This is a genomic window from Microcoleus sp. D3_18_C4, from assembly GCF_036702355.1.
Classification (GTDB): Bacteria; Cyanobacteriota; Cyanobacteriia; order Cyanobacteriales; family Microcoleaceae; genus Microcoleus.
The window spans coordinates 126598-141928 of the sequence record NZ_JAUBTF010000006.1 but is presented as its reverse complement, the minus strand read 5'-3'; the positions used below and the strand labels follow the sequence as shown (position 1 = coordinate 141928).

12 protein-coding genes are annotated in these 15331 nt (G+C 46.9%); 3 read left to right on the top strand and 9 right to left on the bottom strand.

Translation table 11 applies throughout. The annotated features are described in order from the left end of the window. Positions 1-251: 251 nt before the first annotated feature. Positions 252-1904, top strand: coding sequence for an L-aspartate oxidase (nadB, locus tag QUA90_RS04940; protein WP_333389955.1), 1653 nt, complete (start codon positions 252-254; stop codon positions 1902-1904). A 21-nt stretch (positions 1905-1925) separates the two neighbouring features. Here nadB and QUA90_RS04935 read toward each other — a convergent pair whose 3' ends face one another. The 4 genes from QUA90_RS04935 to btpA all read right to left on the bottom strand — a co-directional run bounded on the left by QUA90_RS04935 (position 1926) and on the right by btpA (position 7175). Beyond that, positions 1926-2180 carry a hypothetical protein gene (locus tag QUA90_RS04935; RefSeq protein ID WP_333312315.1) on the bottom strand — a complete coding sequence of 85 codons (255 nt, stop codon included), beginning with the start codon at positions 2178-2180 and terminating at the stop codon, positions 1926-1928. A 457-nt stretch (positions 2181-2637) separates the two neighbouring features. Further along, on the bottom strand, positions 2638-4773 hold the full coding sequence (locus QUA90_RS04930) for a CHASE2 domain-containing protein (RefSeq protein WP_333444131.1): 2136 nt from the start codon (positions 4771-4773) through the stop codon (positions 2638-2640). A gap of 470 nt (positions 4774-5243) precedes the next feature. Continuing rightward, complete coding sequence (locus QUA90_RS04925; RefSeq protein ID WP_333216260.1) at positions 5244-6167, bottom strand: vitamin K epoxide reductase family protein; 924 nt, start codon at positions 6165-6167, stop codon at positions 5244-5246. Positions 6168-6287: 120 nt separating this feature from the next. Further along, positions 6288-7175 carry a photosystem I biogenesis protein BtpA gene (gene btpA, locus QUA90_RS04920; protein WP_333057464.1) on the bottom strand — a complete coding sequence of 296 codons (888 nt, stop codon included), beginning with the start codon at positions 7173-7175 and terminating at the stop codon, positions 6288-6290. A gap of 782 nt (positions 7176-7957) precedes the next feature. Here btpA and QUA90_RS04915 point away from each other — a divergent pair. Then, positions 7958-8932, top strand: a complete 975-nt coding sequence (locus QUA90_RS04915) for an SGNH/GDSL hydrolase family protein (protein ID WP_333232641.1) — start codon at positions 7958-7960, stop codon at positions 8930-8932. A gap of 434 nt (positions 8933-9366) precedes the next feature. Here the strand turns inward: QUA90_RS04915 and QUA90_RS04910 are convergent, their stop codons facing one another. Continuing rightward, on the bottom strand, positions 9367-10419 hold the full coding sequence (locus tag QUA90_RS04910) for a Gfo/Idh/MocA family protein (RefSeq protein WP_015178266.1): 1053 nt from the start codon (positions 10417-10419) through the stop codon (positions 9367-9369). Positions 10420-10925: 506 nt separating this feature from the next. Here QUA90_RS04910 and QUA90_RS04905 point away from each other — a divergent pair. Further along, positions 10926-11609, top strand: coding sequence for a PEP-CTERM sorting domain-containing protein (locus tag QUA90_RS04905; protein WP_333216266.1), 684 nt, complete (start codon positions 10926-10928; stop codon positions 11607-11609). A 36-nt stretch (positions 11610-11645) separates the two neighbouring features. Here the strand turns inward: QUA90_RS04905 and QUA90_RS04900 are convergent, their stop codons facing one another. The 4 genes from QUA90_RS04900 to QUA90_RS04885 form a co-directional block, all read right to left on the bottom strand. Further along, positions 11646-12983: a PrsW family glutamic-type intramembrane protease gene (locus QUA90_RS04900; RefSeq protein ID WP_333216268.1), complete on the bottom strand. Its 1338-nt coding sequence runs from the start codon at positions 12981-12983 to the stop codon at positions 11646-11648. Between the two features lie 177 nt (positions 12984-13160). Beyond that, on the bottom strand, positions 13161-13361 hold the full coding sequence (locus tag QUA90_RS04895; protein ID WP_199292547.1) for a hypothetical protein: 201 nt from the start codon (positions 13359-13361) through the stop codon (positions 13161-13163). After that, on the bottom strand, positions 13361-13921 hold the full coding sequence (gene def / locus QUA90_RS04890; RefSeq protein WP_190659061.1) for a peptide deformylase: 561 nt from the start codon (positions 13919-13921) through the stop codon (positions 13361-13363). Before def ends, QUA90_RS04895 begins: the two co-directional genes overlap by 1 nt. Positions 13922-14025: 104 nt before the next feature. Next, positions 14026-15252: an RNA-guided endonuclease TnpB family protein gene (locus QUA90_RS04885; RefSeq protein ID WP_333444128.1), complete on the bottom strand. Its 1227-nt coding sequence runs from the start codon at positions 15250-15252 to the stop codon at positions 14026-14028. Positions 15253-15331 lie beyond the last annotated feature (79 nt).

The following is a 15331-nucleotide window of genomic DNA, read 5'->3' as shown; positions in this document are numbered from 1 at the left end:
CGGCAGAAAGAAAAGATTTTTTTCTACAGGCTGATGACTTCTGCCTTTAATTTCTCAAGACTTACTTTCAACCACCATTCGGCAAAAGCCGACCCAAATTCGCTAGATTGAAATAAGCGGGTTCCCCTCATTCATCTAAAATCTAAAATCTAAAATCTAAAATCCCTTGACTGACATTAGTTCAAGTCCCCAGATTCATCTGTAGACTCAATTCTAAAATCTAAAATCTAAAATAGACTGGCGGCAGACTTATGACTGACAAATTTGACGTATTGGTAATAGGTGCTGGCGCGGCGGGTTTGTACACAGCACTTTGCCTGCCAGAGCATTTGCACGTGGGCTTGATCAATAAAAATACCCTGCCTGTTTCTGCAAGCGATTGGGCTCAAGGAGGGATTGCGGCGGCGATCGCCCCTGAAGATTCCGCAGCGCTGCACGTTCAGGATACACTGGCTGCGGGAGCCGGTCTTTGCGATTTGGAGGCGGTGAAATTTTTAGTCGAGGAAGCTGGTGCTTGCATCGACTCCCTGGTGAAAATGGGCGTTGCATTCGATCGCACCGGCCCCGATTTAGCCCTCACCCTAGAAGCAGCGCACTCCCGCCGCCGAGTTCTCCACGCCGCCGACACTACGGGCAAAGCCGTTATCAGTACGCTGACAGCAAAAGTATTAAGCCGCAAAAACATTCAACTCGTATCTCCTGCCTTTGCTTTGAGTCTGTGGCTAGACAAAACCGGGCGGTGTCAGGGGATTAGCTCGATTTGCGGCTCACAAGTCAAGTGGCTGCAGGCCAAAGCCGTGGTGCTGGCGACAGGCGGCGGCGGACAAGTTTTTGCTCAAACGACCAATCCGTCGGTAAGTACCGGGGACGGGGTGGCAATTGCGTGGCGCGCCGGGGCCTTGCTGCGAGACTTAGAATTTGTGCAGTTTCACCCGACGGCGCTGAGCACCGCGGGCGCGCCTCGGTTTCTCATTAGCGAAGCGGTGCGGGGAGAAGGAGCTCATTTGGTTGACAGTAAGGGATATCGCTTTGCTTTTGACTCTCACCCCAGCGGGGAACTAGCCCCTAGGGATGTTGTCAGTCGCGCTATTTTCCGCCACTTGCAGAAGACGGGGGAACCTCATGTTTGGCTGGATTTGCGCCCGATTGCGGTCGATCGACTGCGGTACAGGTTTCCCAATATTATTCAAGTGTGCGCTGATTGGGGAATTGATATTTTTTCCGAACCGGTGCCGGTGACGCCCGCGGCCCATTACTGGATGGGAGGGATTGTCGCTGACAAGTTTAACCAAACTTCGATTCCGGGTTTGTACGCGGTGGGAGAAACTGCGAGCACGGGGGTACACGGCGCTAATCGGTTGGCGAGCAATTCGCTGCTGGAATGTCTGGTTTTTGGGGCGCAGATGGGACTTTTGCAGCTAGAAGGTGGAAGGGCCGAGGCATTCGCCGATCAGTTCGAGGCGGGGGAAATCTGGGAAAAATCGATTTCTGAACAGGACATTGAGGCGATCGAAAGGTTGCGGGTTGAGTTGCGGAATTTGGTGTGGCAGAGTGCGGGCATTTGCCGGGGACAGCGGGATTTGGAAAGGGCGATCGTCCAACTTGAGATTTGGCGGCAAGAATTTGCTTCATTGCCTTTGAGTCAAACGCTTGATAATTTACGGCCAGGACAAATTATTGATTTTTCCCCTGCTGAGGCCCAGAATAGCTCGATTTTGCGAAATTGGGGAGAAGTTGGCAATTTATTGGATATCGGCTATTTAATTGTCAAAAGTGCTGCGTTTCGCACCGAAAGTCGCGGCGGTCATTACCGAGTGGACTATCCCCTCACCGATCCGGATTGGTGCAGCCATACTTTAATTAACCAATCCCATTGGTACAAATCTCCGCGCATAGAAGATTGAAAATTTATTGAAAATTTGGGGTCAGCGCGTTCCCGTACCGTCACTTTCGGGATTCCCGTTCGGGGTTGGTTCGTATTGTTGGGGATTTCCCAACCTAGAGGTTGGTGTAACTGTCCAAACTCTGGGGTTCTCGCCCGTGCTACGGGCTTTTGTGAAATTGCTAGTTGAGTTGCTGGCAAGTCGAGCCGCATTTGCGGTGCCGACTGTATTCACTTGCAGGCAGGCCGCCAGGGTTGCCGTTGTTGTGAGCTGAATCAAAGTACGCATAGTATTCACAGCCTTATTCAAATCACCGCAATAGATCCACGTCTGTACCACCTATTATATCTATCAATTTCCGTATTTCCACTGATATCTTTACATTTACTTTAATTAACTTTCGTAAGTTTACATAAATTTTTTTACATTAAGGCTTTTGGGCGATTTGAATTTGGTTTCAGGTTGTGATTTATTTTAATATTTTGGAACATTTAGAGAAGACGGCAAGTTGTTCTCATAAATTTTATATTTTGCTAAGTATATCTAATGGCAGATGACCGATTAAAGTATTTTAAATTACATGATTTTAAATTTGAGATTTTACTACTTTGGACATTTTTTTCAACGGTTTTAAAAAGCTTAGAGGGCTTACAGTTTAAGGAGCGAGCTATTTTTTTAAGTTAGCTGCACAGACTTATCAAGAAGGGGGTGGGGACTTTACCTACAGTTGCATTATGTTGTTAACTGCTCTTAATTAATAAAAGTGATATTGATTTTTCCCGCGTTCCTTAGCACGATACATCGCAACATCGGCATTCTTAACTAACATCTCTGGCTCTTGACCGTCAATGGGATATAAACTAATCCCAATACTTGTAGTTACAGAAACTGTATGTTCTTCTAAAATAAAAGGCTGCATGATAGCGTCGCAAATTTTTTCAGCTACTTTCGCAGCTTCCTCGCGACCTGGAATTGCCGGCAAAATGATTGTGAACTCGTCGCCGCCCAACCGCGAGATGGTATCACTGCCCCGCAAGCATTTTTTGAGCCGACTGGCAACTGTTTTTAAGAGTAAATCGCCCACATTGTGTCCGAGAGTGTCGTTGATTGATTTAAATCCATCTAAATCTAAGAACAGTAAAGCTACCAATTCCTGAGTGCGGGAGGCTATTTCTAGAGACTGATGCAAACATTCGTAGAACATTTGACGGTTGGGCAAACCGGTAAGAGCATCGTGATAAGCTTGGTGGCTGAGCTCAGCATTTTTTTGTTCTAGGGCATTTTGCCGAAGTTGGCGCTCGGTAATATCTCTGATTGCTCCGACTAAAAATAGGTTGCCGGCAGCATCTTTATGCAGGGATCTTTTAGTCGCAATTAGATGCGTAATTCCGTGAGCGTCAGTAAAATATTCTTCATTTTCTCGCGGCTGGTGAGTTTGAAATACTAATTCGTTTTGCTGCCAAAATATCTCGGCTTCGGCTTGGGGAAATAACTCGTAATCGGTTCGGCAAGTTAAATTTTCTAAAGGATAGCCAATAAACCGACAATATGCCTGATTCAAAACTACGCAGCGGTGATTTCGATCTTTGACAAAAATGGGGTCGGGAATTGTATCGATTAGCGATTGTAAAAATTCTTTAGACCGTTTTAATTCTTCTTGCAAATGAGCCAGATAACCCACAACAGCAGCACCCGAACCCACAAGACTGAGGATTGGAGGAATTAAGGGTAGCCACCAACCTGCTAAGAATGCTAAGTATAAAATAGCACTGAGACCTAGACAGATACTTAATAAACAGTAAGCCGATCGACCAAGCGATCGCAAATTCCAACTCACATTTGCTCCCGCCCAAGACCAAAGTAAAATCCACAGCAACTCCGCAGCCTCTGGCCAGACATTGATACCCCCGCGCCCGTCGAGGGCTGCACTCAAAATTTGGCTCAAGAAATGAGCCTGAAGCTCGACTCCCGGTATTTGCTGGGGAGGACCAAACCAACCTGAACTGTAAGCATTTTGGTAAAAGTCTCTGAGGCTGGGGGCATTTGAGCCGATCAAGACAACGCGCGATCGTACAAAATCAGCAGGTACTGTGCCAGAGAGCACATCGCTCATCGATGCAGTGCGAAAACTGCCTCGCGGGCCGCGCAGGTTGGTCAAAATTTGATAGCCGCGGCTGTCTGCTCGAACGTAAGCACCATCATTCGGTTGAAAAGGCCGAAAAACCCCCTTGCCTAACTGCAAGTATTTAGGATTGGATTTTGCTGATTGAGGGGAAATTCCTTCGCTTTTGAGGTAAAGCAAAGCCAGTCTGAGTGCGAAACTTTGATGAGTTTTGCCGTCTCCGGGCCAAGCATAGAGCAAAGTTCGCCGCACTTTTGAGTCAGCATCGATAACAACGTTGTTGAAACCAATTCGATCGAGCTTGTCAAGTACCGGAGGCGGGCGAACTCCGAGCCTGGTTGCGTCGGGCATCAACTCAATGCCGATTAAGTTGGGAATAGTTTTAAAAGTTTTGAGCAATTCGGCGTTACCCGGTTGAGTTGGCAAATCTCGGTAAACGTCGAGGCCGATCGCCCGTGGCTTGCCAGCTTGTAATTTTTGCAGCAATTGGGCCAAAACAGCATCCGAAATTGGGTAGCCGTATTTTTGCAAGTCAGCTTCCTTAATTTCTACAATGACGATGCGCGAGTCAATGGGTTCGGCCGGCCGCCAGCGCACAAAGTGGTCGAAAGCAGCCCATTCCCACACCTGAAAACATCCGAACCAGCGCATTACAATGACGCTACTAGCAACGGCACTCGCAGTAATCAATACTCGGCGTTCTCGATCGACCCATTTTTTGATAGTTTCTAGCATATTTTGGGGATGTGGGTCTCGCCCTGTGAGCATCTAAACTACTACTACGTATAGGTTTTACCTCTCCGGGGCGATCGGCTAAGTCGATTTTAGATTTTAGGTTTTAGATTTTAGATTTTTTGGTTTTTCGGTGCGGGCGAGTCGATTTTAGATTTTAAATTATCCAATTTTTTGGTTTTTCGGTGCGATCTGGCTGCAACAGCAGAAACCGGGTTTCGCAACCCAAATATGTCATTTCAACAATCATTCTGGTAGCAGAAACCCGGTTTATTGCATTTTTATGTAAAAGTTTTAGTAATTATTCACCGAGCTAAAAACTAGAAACCCACACCTTGTTTTATTTTTTTCGTTATCACTAACTTTTACTATTTTTTATTAATTATAGATGCAAAATTTTAGATTGATTTAGCAGCACGAGCCAAGAATAAACTAAGTTAAAAACCAGGATATTTTCTGCCGCTCAATCTAAAATTTGTCATCTATAATAATCTCCAACTTTCCTGTTAGTTTTGAAAGTTGCGGGGACCCGTGTAACCCGATAAATCAGCGAGTTTCTCCAAAGATTGTGTCCCCGCATAAAACTGACCATTAATCTCCCAAGTCGGGAAACCTTTAACATTCGCAGCAGCAGCTTTGCAAATTTCAGCGCGGGAATTTTGCCCCCTGGGATCGCATTCAAAATAATCAATTATTTTGGCTGCTTCTTTGCCGAAGAGCATTTTTTGGTCGTGGCAGTGGGGGCACCAGTAAGCGCCGTACTCTTTAGCGCCGATTTGTCGGAGGTGGCGGGCCAAAGCCATTTGTGCCGGGCCGGAGATTGTAGTGACGGCAGGGGGTACAATTCCGGGGGTAGAGACAGTAGGAGGAGGTGAGTTGACGCTGTTATAAAGTCCCAAAGCGCCGATCGAACTCACCATTGCCACCAAAATGCCTGTAAACACCAACTGTCCGATATCTTCCCACTCGCGCCCGACTAGCACCAGCACAAACAGCGACAGCGCAAATAAGGCAGAAGTGACGCAATAAATGCACAGATCCTGAATTTCAAAAGCCATCAAATAAATCAAATAGCTGCTGAAAATTACCATCGCAGCAGTGATGATAAATAGCGCTTGCCAAGTTCTGTTTTCTAGTTGAGAGTGCAGTCCTTTCTTGGTGTCGGGATTTACAGCTTTGGGAGCCAATGCCAGGATTGCTATGCTCAGGTAAGCCAGACAGCCTAACAAACTTAAAGGCACTGTGCCAAAGACTGTAGCGTAGGGACTGTTGAGAACTTTGTCGCAGCCACTGGTGGGACAAATGACCGAGCCATTGGTGAATTTAGCGATCGTGAGATAGGCCGTTTCTACGACGCCTATGGCTGCGATCGCTGCCATCACAGTCCGAGACCAGCGATGAATCCAAGGGGTTGAACGTCGGCGAATCATTTTTTGATTTGGTAATTGATAATTGGGAATTGTTGACTGTTGACTAATGACTGTTAATGGTTAACTAATGACTACTGACTACTGACTACTGCCAACTGTCAACAGTCAACAACTCCTATTTTACGTTTTACTTGTGACTTTGCCCGGTTCCGGTGTTGGCCCTCTTGAGCCATTAGCATCTCTATTTTCCTGTTCGGGCTCTTTCTGTGACAAGCTGCGGCGGGCGGCTTCTACAAACTGACTGACGCGGATCGGATCTATAGGCTGCTCGATGCGGCCGTTTCGCTTCAGGGAACTCGATACGATTACACCGTCAGCGGCCTGCATGAGGGTGGAAATGTTTTCCCAGGAGGCGCCACTGCCGATGAAAACTGGAATTCCCGCCGCTGCTGCACTCGCGAGTTCTAAGTCTTCGAGATTGGGAGGGCTACCAGTTGTCCAGCCGGAAAGGATTACGGCGTCGGCTAAAGCGCGCCCGATCGTCTCTTGGACGGCTGTGGTCAAGTTGGGGCTGCCTAGGGGTCGCCCGTGCTTGACTAACACGTCTGCTAATATTTTGACATCGCTGCCCAATTCCCGGCGGTAGCGCAGTAGCTGGTGAGCTTGGCCTTCAATTAAGCCTTGGTCTGTAGCCATGATGCCGTTGAGGACGTTGACGCGGATGAATTGAGCTCCTGTGCAGGAAGCGATGGCGATCGCACTGTGGGCGTCGTTTCGCAGCACGTTAACGCCGATCGGCAGCGTCACGAGATTTGTTAGCCTCTCAACTACCAGAGTCATGGCACTTACCACAGCCGGATCTACGCTGTCTTTGGCAAAAGGAGCGTCGAAAAAGTTCTCAACTATGATACCGTTTGCGCCACCAGAAGCCAGCGCTGTAGCCTCTTGCTCGGCTCTTCCGATAATAGCTTTGAGGTTTCCGCCCCAGCGGGGAGAAGTTGGCAAAGGCTGTAAATGTACGACACCGATTATGGGATTCGGCGTTTTGAATATTTGTTTTAAGTCCACGGATTTTCCTGAAACCACCAAGTTCACCAAAAAACGAGCGGGAAGCCCCTGACTTTACGCATGGGGAGGAAGGCGGCTGCGACGACCGTCGCCTTGAATCCCCTTTCGGGGTTGGAGAGGTCGGGTTGCCTCTCCGGTGAGGTATGGTTGCCTCAATCTCCCTTTCGGGGTAATGTTCGCTTCGAGAATGTTTAGTGAGCTTGTTAGGCTGAAAGCACTGGTTTGACCCCTTTAAGCCTGTTTAACTCTCAGCGATAGAGCGGAAAACTAGCGTCGCATTTTCCGGTATCGTGACTCAAAAAACGTAGGTCTGATCCTGTCTCTGGTAAGGTTTGGGCTTTCGGTTCAATCTCGCTCACAGAGCCGGACTGTCTTGAAAGCCCCCGCTTTTAAACGTGGGGTTCCTTACTGACGGCTGACGGCGGATTTTGACGGTATATTCTAGAATTCTATATCCACGGGGGCGATTCGGTTGACTTAATCGGGTCGCCAAGTTGCTCCAACCCCGCAGCCATAACAGTTTAGATTTTAGATTTTAGATTTTACAAAGGCGACCTACACACGTCACTCCAAGACAGATACTTGCTTGTAAGCAGGAGTCCTGGAAAACAAAAAAGTTCAGGTTTTAGCGAGATCTCCCAGATTCATCTGTCGAGTCAATGCTTTAATCTTTAATCTCAAATCGACTGACTACAATCAGGGATGAAAGCTTGACTGCAGTTGCATTCTTTTTTATACCTTGGTGTCGGCAGGGGTTTTTCCTTCTCTATCGAGGTTAAGTGGTGGAAGTTGTTCTCATAATTTTGGCTGTCACCGCAGGATTGGGGGCAGCAATCGAAGTGCTCCTGCGGGTGCTGCTAGGTTTTGGTAATCCTTTGATTTATATTGCCGATGCCGAGTGCGGCTATTTGTTGGCGCCCAATCAGAAGGTGCATCGCTTGGGCAACCGGATTGAGATTAACGAGTATTCGATGCGTACTGGAGCGATCGCCCCGATACCCCCTGCAGAAACTCTGCGCGTCTTGCTGTTGGGAGATTCTGTCGCCAACGGTGGTTGGTGGACGCATCAGACAGATACGATCTCGGAAATTATGACTCGGAATTTGAGACTGCAAGTACAGAATGTGGCGAACAATACACAATTAGCTTCACAAGTCAACTATTCAAATTTTGAAGTTCTCAACGCCTCAGCCAATTCTTGGGGGCCGAGGAATCAACTTGCTTACGCCAAGCGTTTCGGTGTTTTTGGGGCAAAGGCTTTGGTTTTGCTGCTCAATACGGACGATTTGTTTGCGTCGGCTCCCTGTTCTCTGGTTGTGGGGCGCGATCGATCTTACCCGGATCGCAAACCCCGATCGGCTACGCTAGAGTTATTAAGCCGTTACCTGCTCCCTGCAGTGCCGACTCGCCAATTGGCAGCACCCGGAGCCACAAGCAGCGATGTAGTAGCCTGCAACTTAGAAGCTATTCGCCAAATCCAGAAAATAGCTGTATCCGCCAACGTCCAGTTTTTGCTAGCAGTCACGCCGAAGCGGGGCGAACTCGGCGGCCCGCTTCGGCGTGACTGGGAAGTCAAAGCTAGAGCGCGTCTCGCCGAACTCGTAGAAACAGAGAAAATTACTTACATAGATTTTCTTCCCATTTTCAATGGTGCGGCCGAATTTCCAACTTTGTATCGAGACAGCATTCACCTGAGTCCTCAAGGAAATCAGCTAGTTAGCAAAACCATCAGTCGTCAAATAGTCGCTCTTTGTTAGCATAAATCGTGACTTCACCTAAAGACGGATACTTGTTCACGACTCCTGTTGTCGAGAGCAAAAAAGTTTAAACCTTAGTTCAAGCCCCCAGATTCATCTGCAGAGTCAATCGATTTTAGATTTTAGATTTTAGATTTTAGATTTTAGCCTTGACCCCACGGATCAATTCGGGGGCTCCTTTATCGGATACAGGTTTTTTATTTATGGACGAATAAATCCGGGGGCTTGTATCCTGGATGCTTGATTGTCAATCTAAGATCTAAAATCGTTCGACTGAGGGCAACCCGACGCTCGCACTCGCCGAACTTCTCACGCCGAATTGTCCAATCTCAAATCGACTGACATCGAATCCGGTTGCATGGGAACAGTTACCATCTTCAACGAACAACAAACCCAAAGTAAAAGCACCCGGAAACGACACGATTTGTCTCGATTTAGCTAACTTGCAAAGTAGACTCTAGCTCTTTCGGATACCAAGCTTGACCGTCGAGAGCCATTTGCTCGATCGAACTCGCAAGCCGCAGAGCTTTGAGAGCTTGTTCTCCTCCCACAGAAGGCTGATTTCCACCCCGCACGCAATTAATAAAATGCTCCAATTCTGCGTGGAGCGGTTCAATATTGCTGGTGTAAACTTTCTCGATCAACCCATCTTGACGGTAAAGCACCTGACCGTAATCCGTCACGTAATTGGCGGTTGTTTGTCGGTGAATCAAGATTTCGTTGTTGAGAAAATCTGCCTCTGTCAGAGAATTCTTGCAGTGAGCGACGATTGAACGGAGTTTGCGGTGCGTCACCTTACTGGCAGTCAGGGTGGCGACAATGCCGTTAGCAAAGTTCAACGTCGCTGTCACGTAGTCTAAATAACCTGAATCTGAGGCTCTGCTGCCACTGGCTGTCAGCTTCACCACTTGGGAATCTGCCAATTCCAAAAGCAAGTCGATGTCGTGGATCATTAAATCCAAAACTACCGATACGTCGTTAGCCCGCTGGGAATAGGGACTCATCCGGTGAGCTTCCAATGCCAGTAACTCTTCAGTTTTCAGCACTTTGCCGAGTTCCTGAAAAGCTGGATTGAAGCGCTCGATGTGACCCACTTGTAAAATCCGGTGGGCCTCAGCAGCCGCGTTGACCAAAGATTCGGCTTCGGCAATGCTAGCCGCGATCGGCTTTTCAATTAAAACGTGAACACCCGCTTGGAGACAAGACATCCCCACAGGGTGATGCAGGCGAGTTGGAACGGCGACGCAAACTGCATCTACGTGGGCGAGCAAATCTCGGTAGTCTTCAAAGAAGCGAACCCGGTATTTGCTTGCTACATCTATTCCCCGCTCTACATTTATGTCTGCAACACCCACGAGTTCGATATCTTTTAGCAAGCTCAGAACTCGCGTGTGATGCTGGCCCATATTGCCAACCCCAATCACCCCAATGCGGAGGGGTTCGGGTTGACTTCGCTGGGCGAAAACGTTTGCGTATCCCAATGACATCCTATCTAGCACTCCTGGATTCTCCTCCACCACCACAGGAATCAAGCCCCTTGGCTTCCCTCAGCTACTCACAGCCATCCAGATAGTACCACAGTCAAACTATTTGTGAAGAATTTCTAAGTTCAGTTGCGATTATCGCATCAGGCAATTAAGCAGAAGCGAATCATACACAAGGAGAGAATACTGGGACAAAAGGTCTGGAAATTTTGTATTGACAAAGATTATTAAATGTGCAATGGGAGCGGGACGATCGCCTGCTGCATCGCCACAACACAAACCCGTCGGAATATTTGGCGATTACGATAAAACATTTTTCTAGTTTGTGTTCAAAAGTCATAGTGAAAGTCATAAATTATACAAATACAATAGGTGACGCATCCGTATTAGTTCGGTTATTTACATTCGGCAATCTTTGACTTCAAAAAAATTTACTTTAAGAATGGGGATAATTACGGGCGATCGCTGACTCAAATAAATTACACTTACGTAAAGCTTAATAAAAAACAATGAGTCACAAACAAAGGCACAGATTAGGAAGTGGGATCGCTAGCACAATTTTAAGTTTGTTTTCTGCCGTGTCATTGGTAGGAGTAGACAAAGCACAAGCCGCCGTACTCACCTACAATATCAATTTTGACGGTCAAGGTAGCGGTTTTTTAAAGGTGGATAACTCCTTGCTTACAGGAATAGACATTGAAGGAATTTCCGAGGGGACAGTTTCCGAGGGAAGAATGTACGGTTTTACTTTTCCCGAGTTGGGAAGCACAAAAGAATATGATAATTTGGCAGGGGTTCGAGCTGTATTTCGTGAAGGGCAGTTTCTCGGAGTGCAAGCCAGCGGCGGCGACGGTGCGATAAGAGACTATATCAGTCCTCCAGACGAACCAGGAGGGCCTTTTTTCTTGAGGGTTGAGGGCAGCGCATATTGGTCTATCGGAGTTACCTCTGGCTCGTGGAGTAGGGAGGTAGTACACAGACAGGTGAACTATCAATCATATATAGACGATGGATCGATCGTCACCGACAGCTATGTTATATACTCTAGATATATCTCCCCCAATGCCGAGGTTTCTTACACTTTAGTGAATACCGAACCCGAACCTGTTCCCGAACCTCTCACTGCTGGGGGGACAGCTTTAGCATTGGCAGGTTTAAGCTGGTTAAAACAAAAGAAAAAAATGGCAGCTTGAGGTGCGATCGCACCTCAACAATTAACCAGTCAGAAGTCACCTTTCAAAGAATATTCGAGTTGCAAAATTTTGCTCTCGATTCGGAGACAGAGCTCTGGCTTTCAAAATCGCAGCTACCAAAAAGGTATAGGACAAAACTCCCACCAAGGCAAGCAAAAGTACGCTGACGGCTCCCGACGCATTCCACAAAGCGTGAAGTGCGGAAGCACTGAAATAACCTACGCCCAAAATTTGCCAGCGCTTCCTGGGTTTGAGGGCGCTCAAACCGATAAAATATCCCAAATAGCCGCTGTAAGCCATGTGTCCGGCGGCGGAACCCAAAATGCGGGGAATTAGCAACTGCAATCCTACTAATTGTCCAGCGTCCGGCCCTGCTTGCAGGGTGACATTTTGGATGACATTGGGAACGTACTGTCCCAGAGTTTCTAACAGTGTAAAGCCGACTGCTGAGGCACTTCCTAACAGAATTCCGTCTAAAGGTTCCCAAACGCCGATGCGATCGCGCCAGGGATTTTTCAGCCAATTTCCCAGCAACATCGCTCCCAAAACGGGCAGGGCTTTCAGCAATTCTTCCATTAGACCCGCCCCGAAAAACATTCTGCTCAAAAAAGGCAAAAAACTGATTGTTTCGCCTTCGATTGGCAGGCGACCGGGCAAAATTTCTCTAAATACGAATATAAATCCAATTAATAAGGGGCTGCTCAGAATCAGGACTGTAGCTAAAGCCGAACCAAGCAATACCCACCAAGGCTTGTGTTTGCCGCACAGTTGATAGATAAAGTAGTAAGCCGCACCGGCGAGGTAAGCTGACAGCAGCAAGTTGAATGCTGCGGAATTTCCCACGGCGACAAACATCGACACGACAACAATAACTGTGGCGATACCTGGATATAAGTAAGCTTTTTGGCTTAATTGTTTGCCAGTGGAGGCGATCGGGAATAATTGAGTTAAAGTGAGAGCATCTTTTTCGCTACCAGCAAAATTGCCCGTTTGTGGTGCTCTTAATCCTGGTTGATTTTGGTAAGGGGTTATGGGAGATTCAAATATAAATTCAGGGCCGTCAAGGCCGAGACTGATGCGATCGCCTGTTTCTAAAGTTTGGCAGCCAGAGAGCTTTTTTCCGTTGATATAAGTTCCATTAGCGCTGTTGAGGTCGCAAATTTCCCATCTCGTCAAAGTACCCTGAGTTAGGGGACGGACTGCGGCGTGGCGGCGGGAAACCATGCCGTGGACGATCGACTCTAAAGTTATTTGACAATTGCGATCGCGTCCGATGACCAATTCCCCATCTTCAGAAAGTTGGTACTTGGATACTGGGGTTCCCACAGCGTCTTTGGCTGGCACTTGTCGCAGAAATCCGATTTCATTAGTCATGAGTTATGAGTCATTAGTCATTAGTCATTAGTCATTGGTCATGAACTCGCAAGCTGTTACCTGATGTTATTTTTGAGCAGTCTTTATTCCACAGTTATTGGTTGTTAGCTGCTGACTAATTACTAATTACTAATTACTAATAACTGCTGACTAATGACTAATGACTAATAACTCTGCTTAGAGATTGGCCCTGGCATCCTGAACGGCTGCATAGAAAAATATGCCAGTTAGCGGTACGCTCAGGGCAAGGATGATGCCCGTGACTAAATTGCCCAGTTGAGCTTCTCCCGATGACAGCTCAAAGATAGAGCCGACTGCCGCGATCGCAGTGATGCACGAAAGAGCTAAGAGTAAACCACTTTTCGGAGTTCCTGCCATCATACTGATTTTACTGCCTTTGGGGAAAATTTATGCTTGACTAATGCTTCATTTAGTGCCAGCTTGTTTTCTACTCTGTCTACAAACAGCACTCCGTTGAGGTGATCCATTTCGTGCTGAATTGCCCTCGACAGTAACTCTGTTGCTATCAGGGTTTGTGGGCGGCCGTATTCGTCGCGGTAGGAGACTTCAATGACTTCTGGGCGTTTGACTTCTAAATAAACTCCCGGAATGCTCAAACACCCTTCTTGCAATATGCAGATATCGCCGCTGCTACTTTTGATGGTGGGATTGATCAAAACGATTGGGGGTGTAGCGGGATTTTCCGGGTCACAGTCGAGGACAATTACTTGTTTGTGGACTCCGACTTGGGGGGCTGCCAAACCGATACCGTCAGCACTGTACATGGTTTGCAGCATTTCTCGGACTAGCTGCCGAATTTCTGCATCGACGCTTTTGACGCGCTTGGCGGGCTGCCGCAGGACGCGATCGCCTAATGTGTGTATTGTTAGGGGCGGTTTTTCTAACTTTTTCTTTTCAATCAAGACCTGAGCCGTCATAGAACCTCGCGGGATGTTTGGAAACCCCCAACGAAAGCTGTTGGGGGATGAAATTGGAACCAATACTATTATTTCCAATATTAATCTATTAATCTAATTGTGAACTACCCAGCGCTGATGCTATCGCATACAGCGTGGGCTTCTGTCTTCGTAGGGGAGTGCCTCAGATTGGACTTACGCCCCACCTTTGGACTTACCTTCCCTCCAACAGCAGAGACGGCCGTCCCATCCGTCTTTAGGATTCTGATACCTTCATTCCTGATATTTGTTGCAGCATTGCCATCTCTGTCGTGATGAGTGCCACAGTGAGAGCAAGTCCACTCGCGCACATCTAGAGACATTTCCGAGACTTGATGCAAACAAACTGAACAGGTTTTGGAGCTAGGGAACCATCGATCAATTTCTACTAACTTACCGCCTTTGCGGTCTAATTTGTAGCTCAGGAAATTGACAAACATTCCCCAGCCAGCATCAGATATAGCTTTAGCTAAGCAATGATTACGAACCATGCCTTTAACATGAAGATTTTCTACTATGACAACTTGGTTTTGGTTGACCAGCTTTGCACTGATTTTATGCAAAAAATCCTGCCGACAATTGGCTACCCGTTCGTGTACCTTAGCAACTAAATTTTTAGCTTTTTTGCGAGAATTCCTGCCCTCCTTTTTACGCGCTAATTTTTGCTGCTTACGCTTGAGATTTTGTTGATGTTTTACAAAATGTTTAGGATTCTCAAACTTAGAAATCTTAGTGCCATCGGCAACGATCGCAAAGTGTTTTAATCCTAAGTCAATCCCAGCGATTTTGCCAGAAGTTGAGATTTTTGGATTTTCACCCTCAATCTCAAATAAAATTGCAGCAAAGTATTTACCCGAAGGGTTTTGGCTAACTGTGACAGTTTTGATTTTTCCGTCAATCGGTCTATGTAATTTTGCTTTGACTACTCCTAGTTTAGGGAACTTGAGTTCAGAGTCAGAAACGATTTGAACATTTTGGGGGTATTGAATCGACTGCTTATGCTTTTTTGACTTGAACTTAGGAAACTGAGCTCTTTTGTCAAAAAAGTTTTTATAGGCAGTCGTGAGATTAAGCGTAGCCGCCTGTAGCACTTGACTGTAGCAGTCACTTAACCATTCATATTCCTTTTTTAGTGCTGGCAGTAAAGCATTTAATGCAGATTGTCCAAGCCCTTTGCCAGTCTCTTGATAGACTTCAATGGACTTATTAAGCGCGTAATTCCACCACCAACGAGCGCAACCAAAACTCTGTGCCAGATGCTGGGACTGCCGAGCGGTAGGGTATAAACGAACTTTGACAACTTTGCGTAGCATTTACTTACTGCTAATTGCTATTAATAGTAAATATTATATCAAAGGTTTTGCCGATCTGCAAAGATCGCTACAGAACAAG

Excerpts from the sequence above, each read along its gene's own strand:
- nadB (WP_333389955.1), top strand. The coding sequence starts at position 252 with ATGACTGACAAATTTGACGTATTGGTAATAGGTGCTGGCGCGGCGGGT.
- QUA90_RS04900 (WP_333216268.1), bottom strand. The coding sequence starts at position 12,983 with ATGACTAATGAAATCGGATTTCTGCGACAAGTGCCAGCCAAAGACGCT.
- def (WP_190659061.1), bottom strand. The coding sequence starts at position 13,921 with ATGACGGCTCAGGTCTTGATTGAAAAGAAAAAGTTAGAAAAACCGCCC.
- QUA90_RS04895 (WP_199292547.1), bottom strand. The coding sequence starts at position 13,361 with ATGGCAGGAACTCCGAAAAGTGGTTTACTCTTAGCTCTTTCGTGCATC.
- QUA90_RS04910 (WP_015178266.1), bottom strand. The coding sequence starts at position 10,419 with ATGTCATTGGGATACGCAAACGTTTTCGCCCAGCGAAGTCAACCCGAA.
- QUA90_RS04885 (WP_333444128.1), bottom strand. The coding sequence starts at position 15,252 with ATGCTACGCAAAGTTGTCAAAGTTCGTTTATACCCTACCGCTCGGCAG.
- QUA90_RS04930 (WP_333444131.1), bottom strand. The coding sequence starts at position 4,773 with ATGCTCACAGGGCGAGACCCACATCCCCAAAATATGCTAGAAACTATC.
- QUA90_RS04925 (WP_333216260.1), bottom strand. The coding sequence starts at position 6,167 with ATGATTCGCCGACGTTCAACCCCTTGGATTCATCGCTGGTCTCGGACT.
- QUA90_RS04905 (WP_333216266.1), top strand. The coding sequence starts at position 10,926 with ATGAGTCACAAACAAAGGCACAGATTAGGAAGTGGGATCGCTAGCACA.